Below are 17,087 nucleotides of genomic sequence, written 5' to 3'. Positions count from 1 at the left end.
CACGGCTCCCGGGTGTCACACACGTGCGGCCCCACTTTCATGCCACCTCAACCAGGCCGCTTTTTATAGGGCATTCAAGACAATCGAGGTATTTCGCTTTGATTACCGGCATCAAGGGCTCCCGCCTCCGCAAGGCCGCCGCCGTCGCCGTGACGTCCGGCGCCCTGCTCACCACCGGTGCCCTCACCGCCGCCCCCGCGCAGGCCGTCACCAAGCCCTCGATCGTGGCCAAGGGCGGCTTCGTGATGAACAACGCGACGGGCACGTCGCTGTTCACCAAGGCCGCGGACACCCGGCGTTCCACCGGTTCCACCACCAAGATCATGACCGCGAAGGTCGTACTGGCGCAGCCGAACCTCAACCTGGACACCAAGGTCACGATCCCGAAGGGCGCGAGCGACTACATCGTCGCCAACAACGCCTCCTCGGCCGGTCTGATCGTCGGTGACAAGGTCACCGTCCGTCAGCTGCTCTACGGGCTGATGCTGCCGTCCGGCTGCGACGCGGCCTACGTCCTCGCGGACAAGTTCGGCTCGGGCAGCACCCACACCGCCCGCGTCAACTCCTTCCTCGGCAAGATGAACGCCGCCGCGAAGAGCCTGAAGCTGACGAACACCCACTTCGACTCGTTCGACGGCATCGGCAAGGGCTCCAACTACTCGACGCCGCGCGACCTGACGAAGATCGCCAGCAGCGCGATGAAGAGTTCCACGTTCCGCACGATCGTCAAGACCAAGTCGTACACGGCCAAGACGGTCACCAAGACCGGCAGCACGCGCACGATGAAGGCGTGGACCAACACCAACACGCTGCTCAGCAACTACAGCGGCACCATCGGCGTGAAGACCGGCTCCGGCCCCGAGGCCAAGTACTGCCTGGTCTTCGCCGCCACCCGCAACGGCAAGACGGTCATCGGCACGGTGCTCGCCTCGTCGTCGGTCGCCCAGCGCGAGTCGGACGCGAAGAAGCTCCTGAACTACGGCTTCGCCAAGTAGAGCCCACCGACCGGGGGGAGGGGCCCGCCGCAGCCGACTCGGCCGCGGCGGGCCCCTGGCATATGCGGCCACGTTCATCGCGCACGAAGGCTGACCATGCCGCTCTCGGCAGACTCTCGTGGACCATGTTCCAGACGGCCACCGAGAGATGCTTGAGACCGTAAGTGGAGCTTACGGTCTCAGCGTTCCCGCAGGTAGAGAGTGGCACCGAGACCCATCGCCTACGCGATGCCGGACGGGAGTCACTGGTTTCCGGCGGTGGATGTGTGCCGGCAACTGGGTCACACGAACGCCCGCAAAGCTCTCTCGGACCATGTCCCCGAGGCTCATCGAGAGACGATCGAGAGCGTAACTGGAGGTTACGCTCTCAGCATTCCCGCAGGTAGAGAGTGGCGCCGAGACATGAATCTGATCGACCTCCAAGGTCTGATCCTCTTGGTGAACGCCTGCACCAAACCCGCCTGCGCCCCTTTCAAGGAGTGGGTCGCGGAAGTGATCGAGACCGTGCAGCGAGAGGGTTCGTACTCTCTCGAAGAAGCCGAGGTACAGCCGACCACTCCCGGCTCCCCCATCGCCTACGCGATGCCGGACCAGGTCGCGGAAGCGATCGTCCAGCTGGAGGCGCACAACCTCCAGCTGGACGCGGAGTTGGCGAGCGCACAGCGTGCATCACTGGCGCTGCAAAGGGAGATGCTGGCCACGCAGGCGGTCATCGCGAATGCGATGGGACGGATCGCGGACCGGCTCGACGGCCTGACGCTCACCCGCGTCACGGCGCCCACCCGGCACGCCACCACCGCCATCGTCCTGGCGGAATGGCGCGAGCGGTTGTCCGTGACGGAAGACGTCTGGACCGTGGCAGTTGTCATCGCCCCGGTCCTCGTCGAAAAAGGAGAACTCCGCGAGCCCCTCGAATCCCTCGCGGCCCGCACCGGATTGACGGTCCGTCGGGTCAATGAGTGCCTTCGCATGCTCCACAAACACGCCTGCATCCGCTCTCGTGGAGGAGCGGAGAACGGGGCGCCGGTGTACGTACTCAGTCAGAGCTGACTGGTGCCGAGAAAAGGCCGAGAGAGTGACTGGAGGTCACTCTCTCGGCATTTCCGCAGGTCAAAAGGACACACTATGCCCAGGTCAGCAACCGCTTCGGCTGCTCCAGAATCGCCGCCACGTCCGCCAGGAACTTGGAGCCGAGTTCACCGTCGACCAGCCGGTGGTCGAAGCTCAGCGCCAGCGTGGTGACCTGACGGGGCTTGATCTTGCCCTTGTGGACCCAGGGCTGGAGCTTGATGGCGCCGACCGCGAGGATCGCGGACTCGCCCGGGTTGAGGATGGGCGTGCCGGTGTCGACGCCGAAGACGCCGACGTTGGTGATGGTGATCGTGCCGCCCTGCATGGCCGCCGGGGAGGTCTTGCCCTCGCGGGCCGTCGTCACCAGGTCGCCCAGCGCCTCGGAGAGCTGCGGGAGCGTCTTGGTGTGGGCGTCCTTGATGTTCGGCACGATCAGACCGCGCGGCGTGGCCGCGGCGATGCCCAGGTTGACGTAGTGCTTGAGCACGATCTCCTGAGCGGCCTCGTCCCAGGACGCGTTGATGTCCGGGTTGCGCCGGATCGCCACCAGGATCGCCTTGGCGATCAGCAGCAGCGGGTTGACGCGCAGCCCCGCGAACTCCTTGTCCTGCTTGAGTTCGTCGACCAGCTTCATCGTCCGCGTCACGTCCACCGTCACGAACTCCGTGACGTGCGGCGCCGTGAACGCCGAGCCGACCATCGCCTGCGCGGTCGCCTTGCGGACCCCCTTGACCGGGATACGGGTCTCACGGGCCGTGTCGTACGTCGGCACCGGCACCGCGGCCGGGGTGGGCGTCGTCGGCGCCTCGGTCACCGGCTCCGCCGGGGCCACCGCCGCGTGCACGTCCTCGCGGGTGATGATCCCGTCCGGGCCGGACGGCGTCACCGTGGTGAGGTCGACGCCCAGGTCCTTGGCCAGCTTGCGCACCGGCGGCTTCGCCAGCGGGCGCTCCTTCACGGGCGCGGGCGCGGACGGCGCCGCGCCATGGCCGTTCAGCTCGGCCTGGACCGCCTGCGCGGCGGCCGGCACCGTCACCTCGGGGCCCTTGCGCGGGCGCCGCTTGGTGGAGGACGTCGCCACGCCGTACCCGACGAGGACCGGCTGACGGCCCTGCGGCTCGGCCTCCTCCTCGACGGCGGCGGGAACGGGAGCGGCAGCGGCGGCGACCTCGGACTCCGCGACCGCCGGCACCTCCCCGCCCGACACGTCCACCGCGATGATCGACGTGCCCACGTCCACCGTCGTCCCCTCGGGGAAGCGCAGCTCGCGCACCACCCCGTCGTAGGGGATGGGGAGTTCGACGGCCGCCTTGGCGGTCTCGACCTCGCACACCACCTGGCCGTCGGTGACCTTGTCGCCCACCTGGACGTACCACTTGAGGATCTCGGCCTCGGTGAGCCCCTCGCCCACGTCGGGCATCTTGAACTCGCGCACGGAAGCTTCCGTCATCGTCGTCACGAAACCTTCCTCAGTACGCCAGGGCGCGGTCGACGGCGTCGAGCACCCGGTCCAGGCTCGGCAGGTACTCCTCCTCCAGGCGGGCCGGGGGGTACGGGGCGTGATAGCCGCCGACCCGGAGCACCGGGGCCTCCAGGTGGTAGAAGCAGCGCTCGGTGATGCGCGCGGCGATCTCCGCGCCGGAGCCGAAGAACACCGGCGCCTCGTGGACGACCACCAGACGGCGGGTCTTCTCCACCGAGGTCTGGATCGCGTCGAAGTCCAGCGGGGAGACCGAGCGCAGGTCCAGGACCTCCAGGGACTTGCCCTCCTCGGCAGCCGCGTCGGCCGCCTCCTGGCAGAGCTTGACCATGGGGCCGTAGGCGGCCAGCGTCAGGTCGGTGCCCTCGCGGACCACGCGGGCCTTGTGCAGCGGGGCCGGGATCGCCTCGACGTCGACCTCGCCCTTGTCCCAGTAGCGCCGCTTGGGCTCGAAGTAGATCACCGGGTCGTCGCTCTGGATGGCCTGCTGCATCATCCAGTAGGCGTCCGACGCGTTGGACGGGCTGACGATCTTCAGGCCGGACACGTGCGCGAACAGCGCCTCGGGGGACTCCGAGTGGTGCTCGACCGCGCCGATGCCGCCGCCGTAGGGGATGCGCACGACGACGGGCATCTTGACCTTGCCCAGCGAGCGCGCGTGCATCTTCGCCAGCTGGGTGACGATCTGGTCGTACGCCGGGAAGACGAAGCCGTCGAACTGGATCTCCACCACCGGGCGGTAGCCGCGCAGGGCCAGACCGATCGCGGTGCCGACGATGCCGGACTCGGCCAGCGGGGTGTCGATGACCCGGCTCTCGCCGAAGTCCTTCTGGAGACCGTCGGTCACCCGGAACACGCCGCCGAGCTTGCCGACGTCCTCGCCCATCACCAGGACCTTGGGGTCCGTGTCCAGGGCGCGCCGCAGCGACTCGTTGATCGCCTTGGCCAGAGCCATCTTCTCGGCCATCTCAGTTGCCCCCTTCCACGTCCGCGAACGACGCCTGGTAGGCGGCGAACTGGGCGCGCTCCTCGTCGACGAGCGCGTGCCCGTCCGCGTACACGTGCTCGAAAATGGCGAACCGGTCCGGGTCGGGCATGGCGCGGACCGCTTCGCGCACTCGTTTGCCCAACGCCTCGGACTCGGCCTCCAGTTCCGCGAAGAATCCCTCGTCCGTGTGGTTTGCGGCCTCCAGGTAGCGGCGCAGGCGCAGGATCGGGTCCTTCGCCTCCCAGGCCTGGCGCTCCTCGTCGCCCCGGTAGCGGGTGGGGTCGTCGGAGGTGGTGTGGGCGCCCATCCGGTAGGTGAACGCCTCGACCAGGGTGGGGCCCTCGCCGTCGCGGGCGCGCTCCAGCGCCCAGCGGGTCACGGCGAGGCAGGCCAGCACGTCGTTGCCGTCCACGCGCACGCCGGGGAAGCCGTAGCCCTGCGCGCGCTGGTAGAGCGGCACCCGGGTCTGCTTCTCGGTGGGCTCGGAGATCGCCCACTGGTTGTTCTGGCAGAAGAACACGACGGGGGCGTTGTAGACCGCGGAGAAAGTGAAGGACTCCGCCACGTCGCCCTGGCTGGAGGCGCCGTCGCCGAAGTAGGCGATGACGGCCGAGTCGGCGCCGTCCTTGGCCACGCCCATGGCGTAGCCGGTGGCGTGCAGCGTCTGGGAGCCGATGACGATCGTGTACAGGTGGAAGTTGTTGCTGTTGGGATCCCAGCCGCCGTTGTTCACCCCGCGGAACATGCCGAGCAGGTTGGTGGGGTCGACCCCGCGGCACCAGGCGACGCCGTGCTCGCGGTAGGTCGGGAAGACGTAGTCGTCCTCGCGGGTGGCGCGCCCCGAGCCGATCTGGGCGGCCTCCTGGCCGAGCAGCGAGGCCCACAGGCCCAGCTCGCCCTGGCGCTGCAGGGCGGTGGCCTCGGCGTCGAAGCGGCGGGTGAGCACCATGTCGCGGTAGAGACCGCGCAGCTCCTCGGGGGTGATGCCGTCGACGTACGCGTCGAACTCGGCGTTCGCCACGCGCTCGCCCTCGGGCGTCAGCAGCTGCACCAGCTCGGGCTCGGTGTTCTTCTTCGCGGTGCTGCGGGTGGTGCGCCTGGTGCCGGTGGTGCCGGTGCTGCCGCCGGTCTTCCCGGTCTTGCCTGCGGCGCCGCGTCGCGGCTTGCGCGCGGCACTGCTGTCCACGGTCACGTGTGCTCCTCCGTCGTTCCGGCTCCCGGGGTTGCCGGTGAGCCTGAGGTCCCCCTTGCTCGGTCGGAGCCGGGGGGAGCGGCCACCTGTTCACGTCCACCGGGCACGGGGTGGGTGCCACTCGGCCGGGAACAGGCGTGACAGGTGCCCCGGCGAGCGCCCTGCGACATTTACGTTACCCAGTGCTCCACATTTCTGTGAAACCCCGCCTGACCTGCGATTTTGCTTGGATATCCAAGTAAATCGACAGAGTCCGGAAGTTCCCTGGTCACAGCCTTGCAGGAGGCCGGAGCAACGGCACGTTATCCCGCCCACCCAGGTCACGGGAAGACTCCGCGCACGAGTGCGCACGGGCGTGGCGCGGGGTCCGGAGCGGGGTTCGGTGCGGGGTTCACGCGGGCTCAGGCACCGGGTGCCGCATCCCTTTTCCGCGATGTCCCGGAAGCCCTCGGAAAACCGCCCCGGAGTTCACGGCGGTCCATCGTGTGACCGAATGCGATCGGCGGCGACTGCCTGTGACAAGGCCCAGCTCACGGCCGCTTTTCGTGCCCTAGCATCTGCCGCGTGCAGCGCCTTTGTGTACCACCCCTCGTGCCCCACGCGCCCCCACTTGGCGCCTTGTTACGCCTCTACGGAGCCGGTACGGCCCTCGCCTGCGAACCGGTCGACCAGGGGCTGCTCAACCGGGGGTACCGGGTGCGCACCACCCGGGGCCACTACTTCCTCAAGCACCACTTCGACCCGGACACCGCCGACCCCGCCGCCATCGAGCGCCGCCACCGCGCCACCGGGCGCCTGGCCGCGGTCGGCGTGCCGGTCGCCCAGCCGCTGACCCACCGCGAGGGCCGTACGGTCGCCGTGATCGGCGGCCACGCCTACGCCCTGCACCCCTGGATCGACGGCGGCCACCGGCACGGCGGCCAGCTCACCCGCGCCCAGAGCGCACGCCTGGGCGCACTGCTCGGCGCCGTGCACGCCTGTCTGGAGCGCGTGATGCCGCCCAAGGGGCGCACCCGCCCGGCGGCCGGCCCGCACCCGGTGGAGAGCGCCGACCCCGCCGACACCTACGCGCTCATCGACGACCTGCTCGGCCGCGTCAGCCGCCACCGCCCCGCCGACGCCTTCGACGAACTGGCCCGCCGACGCCTGCTGGAACGTCGTGACCTGCTGGAACAGCACGCGGGACGGCGTCCGCCGCGCGGCGGTCCGGTGGGCTGGGTGCACGGCGACTTCCACCCGTTCAACCTGCTCTACGTCGACGACGCCCCGGCCGCCATCGTCGACTGGGACCGGCTCGGGGTGCAGCCGCGCGCCGAGGAGGCGGTCCGCGCCGCCGCGATCTTCTTCCTGCGCCCCGCGGGCACCCTGGACCTGCCGAAGGTCAGGGCGTACGCCCGCACGTACCGGCGCGCGGCCCGCGCCACGCCCTCGGAGCTGGCGGCGGCCGTGCACCGGGTGTGGTGGGAGCGCCTGAACGACTTCTGGATGCTGCGCTGGCACTACGAGCGCGACGACACCCGCGCCGACTGCCAGTTCCCGGCCGCCTCGGCCCTCGTGGTGTGGTGGACCCGCGAGTACGAGGCGGTCTGCGACGCGTTCACGAGCTGAGCGGCGCCCGACGCCTTCACGAGCCGAGCGCGAACCGGGCGGCCGTCATGGACCGGCCGCCCCGCCCCGGTGACCCGGCCCCGTCACGGTGCTGCCGTGAGGGGCGGGGCCGGTGGGCTTCAAGTCCCGTCGCCGCCCGCGCTGCCCTCGGTCGTGGCGCCCTGGGCCGCGCCCCCGGCCGTGGTCGCGCCCTGGTCGGTGGTGCCGGTCGTACCGCCCTGGTTGGCGCCACCCGTGTTCGACGTGCCCTGGCTGGTGCCCCCCGGTGTTCGAGGTGCCCTGGCTCGCGCCGCCGCTGCCGGTGGTCGTGCCCTCGTCGTCCCCGCCGGTCGTGCCCTGGTCGGAGCCGCCGTCCGTGGTGTCCGAGGGGTCGTCCGTCGGGCCCGAGGTGGTGGGCGCGGTCTGGGAGTACGACGGGGTGCGGTAGCCGCCGGTGTAGCCGCCCGAGCCGCCGCCCTGCGAGCCCGTGTTCTGCTCGGGCGCGTCGGTGGTGCCGTCGTCGGGGGTCTCGGTGGCCTTGTCGTCCTTGTGGTGGGTCTTGGAGTGGCTCGGCGACGGCTTGTTCGTCGGGGTGTCGTCGCCGCCCGAATTGTTGAGCGCGAGCGCGACACCGGCCACCACCGCGACCACCGCGAGCGCGGCCAGCAGCCACAGCTTGCCCCGGCCGCTGCCCCGGTTGCCGCCGCCCTCGAAGCCGCCGTCGTCGCCGCGGCCGTAGCCGCCGGGCAGGATCGGCTGCGGAATCTGGGTGGTGCCGCCGCCGTAGCCGCCCGCCTGGGGCATCACGGTGGTGCCCGCGAAGCCGCCGGGCGGGGTGTGCCGGGCCTCGGGCGCGTCCACCGGGCCGGTGTTCCAGGTGCCGGTGTGGCTGCCCTGGTCGTACAGCATCTGCAGGCCGTACTGGATCAGGCCGCGCATCTCCTCGGCCGTCTGGAACCGGTCGTCCGGCTCCTTGGCGAGCGAGCGCATGACCAGGCCGTCCAGCTCCGGCGGGGCGCCGTCGGCGACCTGCGAGGGCGGCACCGGCATGTCCTGGACGTGCTGGTAGACCACCGAGAGCGGGGTCTCGCCGGTGAACGGGGGCCGCAGCGCGAGGAGTTCGTAGAGCAGGCAGCCGGTCGCGTACAGGTCGGAGCGGTGGTCGACGGCCTTGCCGAGCGCCTGCTCCGGGGAGAGGTACTGCGGGGTGCCCATGACCATGCCGGTCTGGGTCATCGTCGACTGCGCGCCGTGCAGGGCGCGCGCGATGCCGAAGTCCATCACCTTGACCGCGCCGTTGTCGGTGATGATGACGTTGGCCGGCTTGATGTCACGGTGCACGATGCCGTGCTGGTGCGAGTAGGCGAGCGCGTCGAGCACCCCGGAGACGATGATCAGGGCCTGCTCGGGGCCCGGCGCCTCGGCGTCGATCAGCAGATCGCGGATGGTGCGGCCCTCGACCAGCTCCATCACGATGTACGGCACGGCCTGGCCGTTCACCTCGTCCTCGCCGGAGTCGTACACGGCGACGATCGAGTGGTGGTTGAGTCCGGCGACCGACTGGGCCTCGCGCGTGAAACGCGCCTTGGACACCGGGTCCTCGGCGAGGTCGGCCCGCAGCAGCTTGACGGCGACGGTGCGGCCCAGCCGGATGTCCTCGGCCGCGAACACCTCGGCCATGCCGCCCCGGCCCAGCCGGTGCGTCAGCCGGTAGCGGCCGTCGCCGACGAGTCCCGCGTTGCCCCACGCCTCCGGCGCGTCCGACATGCCGCCCGGGACCACCTCGGGGTCGTCGGACGGGCCCTGGGCGCCGTGCGTCTGTGCCATCGGTCCTCGCCGTCGTTTCTGCCCGCATTTCGCGCGGTGTTGTTACGGTCTCCGTCGGCCACGCTACAGCCTTCGCGGTGGCCGCCGGTCCCGATCCGGGACCGGGGCCGACCCGAGACGGACCGGCCATGAAACCGGTACCCCGCACCCTCGTGCAAATTCCGTGCGACCTCCGTACACCTGCTGTAACGCTTCCGCGACGCTTCCTTCGCGTACGGTCACGGAACGGGCACCGAGCTTGACGTGTCACTGCCCTGGGGCAGACTTGGCCGGGAATGACACATTCGATCAAGGCAGGTTCGCGCGCGGCGCGTTCGCTCTGCGGCGGCCCGTGCAGGCCAGTGGGGGACACGGAGAGATGAGCCAGGACGGCGCACAGGGCCGGTACTCGGGGCGGGCGCTGGCCCATGGCCGCTACCAACTGCGTGACCTGCTCGGCGAGGGCGGCATGGCCTCCGTGCACCTGGCCTACGACGCGGTGCTCGACCGCCAGGTCGCGGTCAAGACCCTGCACACCGAACTCGGCCGCGAGCAGGCCTTCCGCGAGCGGTTCCGCCGCGAGGCCCAGGCCGTGGCCAAGCTCACGCACACCAATATCGTCTCCGTCTTCGACACCGGCGAGGACGAAGCGGACGGTATGCCGTACATCGTCATGGAATACGTCGAGGGCCGTCCCCTCGGCTCCGTCCTGACCGAGGACGTACGGCAGTTGGGCGCGATGCCCGCCGACAAGGCCCTGAAGATCACCGCGGATGTGCTCGCGGCGCTGGAGATCAGTCACGAGAAGGGCCTGGTCCACCGCGACATCAAGCCGGGCAACGTGATGGTGACCAAGCGCGGCGTGGTCAAGGTGATGGACTTCGGCATCGCGCGGGCCATGCAGTCCGGGGTCACCTCGATGACCCAGACCGGCATGGTCGTCGGCACTCCCCAGTACCTCTCCCCCGAGCAGGCCCTCGGCCGGGGCGTGGACGCCCGCTCCGACCTCTACTCGGTCGGCATCATGCTCTTCCAGCTGGTCACCGGGCGCCTGCCGTTCGACGCGGACTCCCCGCTGGCCATCGCGTACGCGCATGTGCAGGAGGAGCCGGTCGCGCCCTCCTCCATCAACCGCGCGCTGCCCCCGGCGGTGGACGCGCTGGTCGCCCGCGCGCTGAAGAAGAACCCCAACGAACGCTTCCCCACCGCCGAGGCCATGCGCGACGAGTGCCTGCGCGTGGCGGCCTCGCTCCAGCAGGCGGCGCCGAGCATCGTGCCGGGCGCCGGTCCGGTGCAGAGCGGCGCGGGTGTCGGCTCGACCGTGTTCCCGCCGGTGGACCAGACGAGCCCGGCCCCGCCGCCGGGGCCGGTCCAGCAGCCGTACCAGCCGGTGGCACCGGCCACGCCGGTCTCGCCGCAGAACCCGTACGGCCATGCTTCCTACGGGTATCCGCAGCAGGGCGGCTATCCGACCACGCCGGTCGGGTACGGGCAGTCCGGGTACGGGACGGGCCCCTCGGCTCCCCCGGCCGCCGGGAAGAACAACCGGACCGTGGTGATCGCCTCGGTCGCCGTGGCCCTCGTCGCGGTCGCCGGGCTGCTCGTCGCGCTGACGCTGCGGGACGGCGGCGACAAGGTGCGCGGAAAGGGCGGGAGCAGCGCCTCCGCCTCGGCCACCACCGGGCACGCGGCGGGCTACCGGGGGCCCGACACCAGCAAGACGATCGACAAGACCGAGTGCACCGAGCCGGACGAGTCGTACAACGACCCGGACAAGGTCCGGCTCCCGGACTTCCGCTACAAGTACGACAAGTCCGTGAAGGAGTGCGCGCGGGCGGCGGGCTGGCGGGTGAAGGTGGTCCACGTCGACGAGAACACCTACGGCGAGGGGGCCGTCACCGACCAGTTCCCCAAGCCCGACACCGACGTCGACCCCAAGGACGTGGAGATCCAGATCAACGTGTCCACGGGCAACCCGTGACCGCACCGCGCTGAGAAGGGCCCGGCGGAATCTCCGCCGGGCCCTTCTGTCTGCCGTCTTCTCTGTCCGCCGTCTTCGTGGGTGCCGCCGCGGGCCTACAGGTGCCGCGGGCCTACAGGTACGGCCCGCCCGAGCGGCCGGCGGTGTGCTCGTCGTCGCCCTCCGGGGCCATGCCCGGCGGCAGCGCGCGGCGCATCTGCTCCAGCTGGGCCCGCGCGGCCATCTGCTGGGCGAACAGCGTGGTCTGGATGCCGTGGAACAGGCCCTCCAGCCAGCCCACCAGCTGGGCCTGCGCGATCCGCAGCTCCGCGTCGCTCGGCACGACCTCGTCCGTGAAGGGCAGCGAAAGCCGCTCCAGCTCCTCGACCAGCTCCGGCGCGAGGCCGTCCTCCAGCTCCTTGACCGAGCTGGCGTGGATCTCCTTGAGCCGCACCCGGCTGGCCTCGTCGAGGGGAGCCGCGCGCACCTCCTCCAGGAGCTGCTTGATCATGCTGCCGATCCGCATGACCTTCGCGGGCTGCTCGACCTGCTCCGTCACGGGAATCTCGCGGGAGCCCTCGTCCCCGCCGCCTCCGAGCGCCGTGCCGTCCTGGCCCACGACGAGGATCTGGGGATTTTCCGGCGACCGTTCGTTCCTCGGCATCTCCATGCCGTCATTGTCTCGCACGGCCCCACCCCATCACCGCCGCGCCCCCTCATGCCGGCGATCTTCCGATCCGGCGCGCCGGACGACGCGTCACAGGACCCGCCGTACGACGCGCCGTACGGCGCGGCGGCAGCGCGGCCGTAGACCTGACGGCCCATCCCGAAATGCCCTGGGTGGCGCCGGATGTGAGGCTTGATTCCGTCGGTTTTCCGCCGGTCACGGCATCGGGCACGCCGCCGGACACGGCACTGGTTCCGGGAGGTCACCGACGTGACTCCAAGGCTGCGACTTCTGCTCCGCCTCGTGCGGCTGCTGCTCGTCCTGACGGCAGCGGCCGTCCCCGTGGGCGGTACGACGGTGGCGTACGGCGCCGCATCCGCCCCGCCGGGCTCCCCCGCGCCCGCCGCGCCGCCCGGCGCCGCCACCGCACCGTCCGACCCGGGCGCCGTCACCGTGTCGCCCGCCGCGCGGACCCTCGCGTCCGGCTCGCCCTCGCCCACCGCCAGCCGCCCCGGTCCGTCGCGGGCCGGAAGCCTGGCCGGTGAGGGACGGCCGCGGCCGGGACGGACGGACGGCCCTGCGGCCGAGGAGGAGGGCACCGACACGGCGAGCGCCCCGGCGGCGGCCACGACCCGCATCGCCTATCCGGAGGAACCGGAAACCGCCGACATCCCGGCCACCACCCCGTCCGCCTCCGCCTCGGAGAGCGCCCCCGTCTCCGCGCCCGCGGCCGTGAACCAGGGCCAGAGCCCGGCCGGACCGGCGGACATCCTGCCGCTGGGCAGCGGGCTGATGCTGGTCGGCCTGGGGCTGGCGCTGGCGTTCGTGGGGCTGCGGGTGCGGCGGGACTGAACGGGAGCCGCCCCGCGCTCACGGCCTCACGGCCTCACGGCCTCTTACGGCGCGACCAGCAGCACCTTGCCGATATGGCCGCTGCCCTCCACCACCCGGTGCGCCTCGGCCGCATCCGCCAGCGGCAGCTCGCGGTCCACCACCGGGCGGACGACCCCCGAGGCGAACAGCGGCCACACGTGTTCGCGTACGGCGGCCACGATGGCGGCCTTCTCGCTCAGCGGCCGGGCCCGCAGCGAGGTCGCGCTGATCGCGCCCCGCTTCATGAGCAGCGCGCCGATGTTCAGCTCGGCCTTGACGCCGCCCTGCATCCCGATGATGACGAGGCGTCCGTTGACGGCCAGCGCCCGGACGTTGCGGTCCAGGTACTTCGCGCCCATGTTGTCGAGGATCACGTCGGCGCCCGCGCCGTCGGTGGCCCGCTCGATCTCGGTGACGAAGTCCTGCTCGCGGTAGTTGATCAGGATGTCCGCGCCCAGCTCGGCGCAGAAGTCCAGCTTCTCCTTGGACCCGGCCGTCACCGCCACCCGGGCGCCGACGGCCTTGGCCAGCTGGATCGCCATGGTGCCGATGCCGCTGGAGCCGCCGTGCACGAGCAGCAGCTCACCCGGGCGCAGGTGGGCGATCATGAAGACGTTGGACCAGACGGTGCACACCACCTCGGGCAGCGCAGCCGCCTGCTCGAGGTCGATCCCCGTGGGCACGGGCAGCAGCTGGCCCGCCGGGACGACGGCCTTCTGGGCGTAGCCGCCGCCCGAGAGCAGCGCGCACACCTCGTCGCCGACGGCCCAGCCGGAGACACCGGGGCCGAGGGCCGCGATCCGGCCGGAGCACTCCAGGCCCGGGTAGGGGGACGCGCCGGGCGGCGGGTCGTAGAAGCCCTGCCGCTGCATGATGTCGGCGCGGTTGACGGCGGTGGCCACCACGTCGACCAGCACCTCGCCCTCGCCGGGCGCGGGATCGGGCACCTCCTCCCACACCAGCTTCTCGGGGCCGCCGGGTTCGGGAATGGTGATCGCATACATGCCTGCGACGCTACTCCCCGGTCCGGCGCTGCGGCACCGGACCCGCTCAGTCGCTGGGCAGCGGGCGCGGGTGCGGGGCGACCTGGGTCGTGGGGGTCGCGCGGGCGATGGTGATCAGGCGGTCCGTCAGCTGGAGGGTGCCGACGGCCGGATCGTCGTAACCGAGCACCCGGTGTCCGCGCAGGACGCTCACCACCAGGTCGTCGGCCTCGCGCGGGGTCTTGCCCGCCTCGGCGCGGACCACGGGGCGTTCCACGATGTCCATGCCGCTGCCCTGCTGGATCAGGTCCTCCATCACCATGCCGGCGGCGGGGCTGAGCACCGAGAGGCCGAGCAGGCGTCCGGCGGCGGCGGAGCTGGTGATCACGGCGTCGGCGCCGGACTGCTTGAGCAGCGGGGCGTTCTCCTCCTCACGCACGGCGGCCACGATCTTGGCGCCCCGGTTGAGCTGCCGGGCCGTCAGGGTGACCAGGACGGAGGTGTCGTCGCGCTGCGGAGCGATGATGATCTGCCGCGCCTTGTGCACCTCGGCGCGGCGCAGGACGTCGCTGCGGGTGGCGTCGCCGACCACACCCGCGTAGCCCTCGGCGGTGGCGGCGTCGATGGCCTTGGAGCTGGGGTCGACCACGACGACCTGCTCGCTCTTCAGCCCGGTCGCGCACACGGTCTGGATCGCCGAACGGCCCTTCGTGCCGAAGCCGATGACGACGGTGTGGTCGCGCAAGGTGGACCTCCAGCGGTTCAGACGCCATTCCTCACGGGTGCGTTCGGTGAGGACTTCCAGCGTGGTGCCGACCAGGATGATCAGGAACAGCACGCGCAGGGGGGTGATGACGAGGATGTTGGTGAGCCGGGCGCTGTCGCTGACCGGCGTGATGTCGCCGTAGCCGGTGGTGGAGAGGGTGACCGTGGCGTAGTAGAACGCGTCGAGCAGGTCCACCGGGCCGTCGGAGTTGTCGTGGTAGCCCGCGCGGTCGGCGTAGACGACGAAGGCGGTCGCGACCAGTACCAGCAGTGCCATGACCAGCCGTCTGGCCACCTGGCGGATCGGCCGCTCCACCGCTTTTCTGGGGAGCTTGATCCGATGGGTCACCAGATGATCGCCGGTCTGGCGGGCTATGGCGTCATGGCCCGGAAGTTTCACGTGAAACACACCCCGATTCCGCCCGCCGCCCACGGCAGGTCGAGCAGTTCCGCCCCCGCGCCCTGCGGGGAGCCGCCCGGCGGTACGACGGCCAGCGCGTCGGCGGCGGCGATCCCGCGCAGCATGGCCGGGCCGTTGTAGTGCAGCGGTACGGCCTGGTCGCCGCGCAGTGTCACGGGGACCAGCTTCGTGTCGTGCGGATGCCCCGGCACCGGCTCGCGCAGCGGCAGCGCGTACGACTCCGGGTCCGGGCGGCCCGCCAGGGTGCGCAGCAGGGGCTCGGCGAGCGTGAGCAGCCCGGAGACCGCCGCGAGGGGATTGCCGGGCAGCCCGACGAGATGCCGCCCGTCCTTGATCCGGGCCAGCAGCATGGGGTGGCCGGGGCGTACCGCGACCCCGTCCACGAGGAGTTCGGCGTCCAGGGCCGCGAGGGTGGGGTGCACCTGGTCGACCGGGCCCCCGGCGGTGCCGCCGGTGGTGACGATCAGTTCGGCGCGCGCGGCGGTGATCGCCTTGCGCAGCGCCTTGGCATCGTCGCCCAGCCGTCGTACGGCGGTCACCTCGGCGCCGAGGGCGCGCAGCCAGGGCGCGAGCATCGGGCCGAGCGCGTCGCGGATCAGGCCGTCGTGCGGCAGGCCCTCGGTGAGCAGTTCGTCGCCGAGGACCAGGATCTCGACGCGGGGGCGTGGGACGACGGCGAGGGTGTCGTACCCGGCCGCCGCCGCGAGACCGAGCACGGCCGGGGTGACCAGGGTGCCGGTCGGCAGCAACTGGTCGCCGCTGCGACACTCCTGACCGCGCGGCCGGATGTCCTGACCGTGACTCATGTCCCGGGTGGCGTGCAGTCGGCCCTGGGTGTCCGTGCGGCCGTGCTCGCTGCGCAGGACGGCGGTGACCCCGGCCAGGATACGGGCGCCGGTCGCGATGGACACGGCCTCGCCGTCGGTGAGCACGTCGTGCGGGGCGTGCCCGGCGAGCACGCCGGACTCCCGCACCTGCCAGGGTCCGGGTCCGGCGACCGCCCAGCCGTCCATGGCCGAGGTGTCGAAGGAGGGCAGGTCGCTGAGCGCGTCCAGCGGGGCGGCCAGGACCTTGCCGAGGGCGTCGGCGAGGGACACCGAGACCGGCTCGCGGCGGGCGGCGGCCCGGGCGGCGATCTCGCGGGCGCGGGGCCAGGAGGTGGCGGCGGCGTGACCGCCGTGGGACCGGTGTCCGGCCTCGGGAGCGGAGGGAGTGGCCGGGGCGGACTGGTGCGCGGAGGCGGACGCGTGCGCGGGGGCGGTCGGCGCGGGCCGTACGAGGGCCAGGGCCTCCTCCACGTCCAGGTCGTCGAGTTCGTCCCCGGCGGACGCCCCGGCGCGGGTGCCGGGGGCGCTCATCCGGCGTCCGGAGCGGTGGCGCTCCCGCTGTGCTCGGCCTCCCAGCGCAGGGCCAGGGAGGCGACCTTCCCGGCGGCCTCGGCGATGGCCTCGGCGTCGCCCTTGCCCTGGGCTGCGGCGTAGCCGACGAGGAAGGTGGTGAGCGGGGCGGCGGGACGGGCCACGCCGTGCGCGACGTCGCGGGCCACGTCGAGCAGGACCCGGGTGTCCACGTCCAGGTCGATACCGAGTTCGTTCTTGACCGCGGTGATCCATTCGTTCAGCACGTGCCCATGCTCCCTGATGCGCGCCCTGGCGCGGGAGATGTCGTCCCAGGTGTCGCAGTCGAAGGACGCGAGCGCGTCCGGGACACGGGTCAGCCGCAGCGCGGCGGTCAGCCGGCGCAGCGGGAGCCCGGTGAGGCCGTCGTGCTCGGCGGCGAGCGCGTCCAGCGCCGCGCGCAGCGCGCCGGTGCGGTAGGCGGCCACGAGCGGCTGGTCACGGCCGTCGGCGTCGGTGAGCAGCGCGGCGTCGGCGCCGCTCTCCCGCAGCGCGGCCAGCAGCCGCAGCACGGTGGCCTCGTCGAGGAACGGCAGATCCGCGGAGAGGACGACCGCGAACTCGGCGTTCGTGAGCCGCAGTCCGGCGTCCAGCGCCGCCACCGGTCCGGCGCCGGGCGGCTCCTCACGCATCCAGCGCACCGGCCGCGCGGTGGGGCGCGGGTCGGCCACGACGACGGTCCCGGCCGCCCCGGCGCAGGCCGCGAGCACCCGGTCGAGCAGCGGACGGCCGCCGACCTGGACGCCCGGCTTGTCGGCCCCGCCGAGCCGCCGCGCGGCACCCCCGGCCAGCACGACGGCGTCGTACGGCGTGCCGGTCCCGGGGGCCGAGGAGGCGGGGGACGTGGCGGGAGTCGGGTCGGCGGGGGCGTTGTCGGTCACCCTCCGAGTATGTCCTGTACG

Annotated in this window: 13 protein-coding genes and 1 pseudogene; 5 read left to right on the top strand and 9 right to left on the bottom strand. The window is 71.9% G+C overall.

The features are described 5' to 3' along the window. Positions 1 to 98 precede the first annotated feature (98 nt). Both B079_RS0120570 and B079_RS0120565 read left to right on the top strand, forming a co-directional pair. Positions 99 to 995 (top strand): D-alanyl-D-alanine carboxypeptidase family protein, encoded by an 897-nt coding sequence (locus B079_RS0120570; protein WP_018547720.1) that lies wholly within the window; start codon positions 99 to 101, stop codon positions 993 to 995. A gap of 164 nt (positions 996 to 1,159) precedes the next feature. Further along, positions 1,160 to 2,045, top strand: a pseudogene (locus B079_RS0120565) (Bro-N domain-containing protein). 73 nt (positions 2,046 to 2,118) lie between these two features. On the opposite strand, the gene B079_RS0120560 reads toward B079_RS0120565, so the two are convergent. From B079_RS0120560 to pdhA, 3 genes are read right to left on the bottom strand one after another with little or no spacing between them, the layout of a single operon-like run. Beyond that, positions 2,119 to 3,525 carry a dihydrolipoamide acetyltransferase family protein gene (locus B079_RS0120560; protein WP_018547718.1) on the bottom strand — a complete coding sequence of 469 codons (1,407 nt, stop codon included), beginning with the start codon at positions 3,523 to 3,525 and terminating at the stop codon, positions 2,119 to 2,121. Between the two features lie 10 nt (positions 3,526 to 3,535). Further along, positions 3,536 to 4,513 carry an alpha-ketoacid dehydrogenase subunit beta gene (locus tag B079_RS0120555; protein ID WP_018547717.1) on the bottom strand — a complete coding sequence of 326 codons (978 nt, stop codon included), beginning with the start codon at positions 4,511 to 4,513 and terminating at the stop codon, positions 3,536 to 3,538. Between the two features lies 1 nt (position 4,514). Then, the gene (pdhA, locus tag B079_RS0120550; RefSeq protein ID WP_018547716.1) at positions 4,515 to 5,726 is read right to left on the bottom strand and encodes a pyruvate dehydrogenase (acetyl-transferring) E1 component subunit alpha; all 1,212 of its coding nucleotides are present in this window, start codon (positions 5,724 to 5,726) and stop codon (positions 4,515 to 4,517) included. A 591-nt stretch (positions 5,727 to 6,317) separates the two neighbouring features. Between pdhA and B079_RS0120545 the strand changes: the two genes are divergently transcribed. Beyond that, positions 6,318 to 7,334 (top strand): phosphotransferase, encoded by a 1,017-nt coding sequence (locus B079_RS0120545; protein ID WP_026248890.1) that lies wholly within the window; start codon positions 6,318 to 6,320, stop codon positions 7,332 to 7,334. A gap of 45 nt (positions 7,335 to 7,379) precedes the next feature. Here B079_RS0120545 and B079_RS32415 read toward each other — a convergent pair whose 3' ends face one another. Then, positions 7,380 to 9,140: a protein kinase domain-containing protein gene (locus B079_RS32415; protein ID WP_234016828.1), complete on the bottom strand. Its 1,761-nt coding sequence runs from the start codon at positions 9,138 to 9,140 to the stop codon at positions 7,380 to 7,382. Positions 9,141 to 9,498: 358 nt separating this feature from the next. Between B079_RS32415 and B079_RS0120535 the strand changes: the two genes are divergently transcribed. Next, positions 9,499 to 11,100 carry a protein kinase domain-containing protein gene (locus B079_RS0120535; protein WP_018547714.1) on the top strand — a complete coding sequence of 534 codons (1,602 nt, stop codon included), beginning with the start codon at positions 9,499 to 9,501 and terminating at the stop codon, positions 11,098 to 11,100. A gap of 112 nt (positions 11,101 to 11,212) precedes the next feature. Here B079_RS0120535 and B079_RS0120530 read toward each other — a convergent pair whose 3' ends face one another. Continuing rightward, positions 11,213 to 11,749, bottom strand: a complete 537-nt coding sequence (locus B079_RS0120530; RefSeq protein ID WP_018547713.1) for a bacterial proteasome activator family protein — start codon at positions 11,747 to 11,749, stop codon at positions 11,213 to 11,215. A gap of 267 nt (positions 11,750 to 12,016) precedes the next feature. Between B079_RS0120530 and B079_RS32410 the strand changes: the two genes are divergently transcribed. Further along, complete coding sequence (locus B079_RS32410; RefSeq protein WP_078496023.1) at positions 12,017 to 12,598, top strand: hypothetical protein; 582 nt, start codon at positions 12,017 to 12,019, stop codon at positions 12,596 to 12,598. Positions 12,599 to 12,642: 44 nt separating this feature from the next. Here B079_RS32410 and B079_RS0120520 read toward each other — a convergent pair whose 3' ends face one another. The 4 genes from B079_RS0120520 to B079_RS0120505 are packed head-to-tail and all read right to left on the bottom strand — an operon-like array spanning position 12,643 to position 17,066. Continuing rightward, positions 12,643 to 13,623 carry an NAD(P)H-quinone oxidoreductase gene (locus tag B079_RS0120520; protein ID WP_018547712.1) on the bottom strand — a complete coding sequence of 327 codons (981 nt, stop codon included), beginning with the start codon at positions 13,621 to 13,623 and terminating at the stop codon, positions 12,643 to 12,645. Positions 13,624 to 13,669: 46 nt separating this feature from the next. Beyond that, positions 13,670 to 14,767, bottom strand: a complete 1,098-nt coding sequence (locus tag B079_RS0120515; protein WP_026248889.1) for a potassium channel family protein — start codon at positions 14,765 to 14,767, stop codon at positions 13,670 to 13,672. Further along, on the bottom strand, positions 14,764 to 16,146 hold the full coding sequence (locus tag B079_RS0120510; protein WP_018547710.1) for a molybdopterin molybdotransferase MoeA: 1,383 nt from the start codon (positions 16,144 to 16,146) through the stop codon (positions 14,764 to 14,766). The genes B079_RS0120515 and B079_RS0120510 overlap by 4 nt, the downstream gene beginning before the upstream one ends. Continuing rightward, positions 16,143 to 17,066, bottom strand: a complete 924-nt coding sequence (locus B079_RS0120505) for an NTP transferase domain-containing protein (RefSeq protein WP_018547709.1) — start codon at positions 17,064 to 17,066, stop codon at positions 16,143 to 16,145. Before B079_RS0120505 ends, B079_RS0120510 begins: the two co-directional genes overlap by 4 nt. Between the last annotated feature and the right edge of the window lie 21 nt (positions 17,067 to 17,087).

Source organism: Streptomyces sp. LaPpAH-108, assembly GCF_000373625.1.
GTDB lineage: Bacteria > Actinomycetota > Actinomycetes > Streptomycetales > Streptomycetaceae > Streptomyces.
This window is presented reverse-complemented; position numbering and strand designations above follow the sequence as displayed.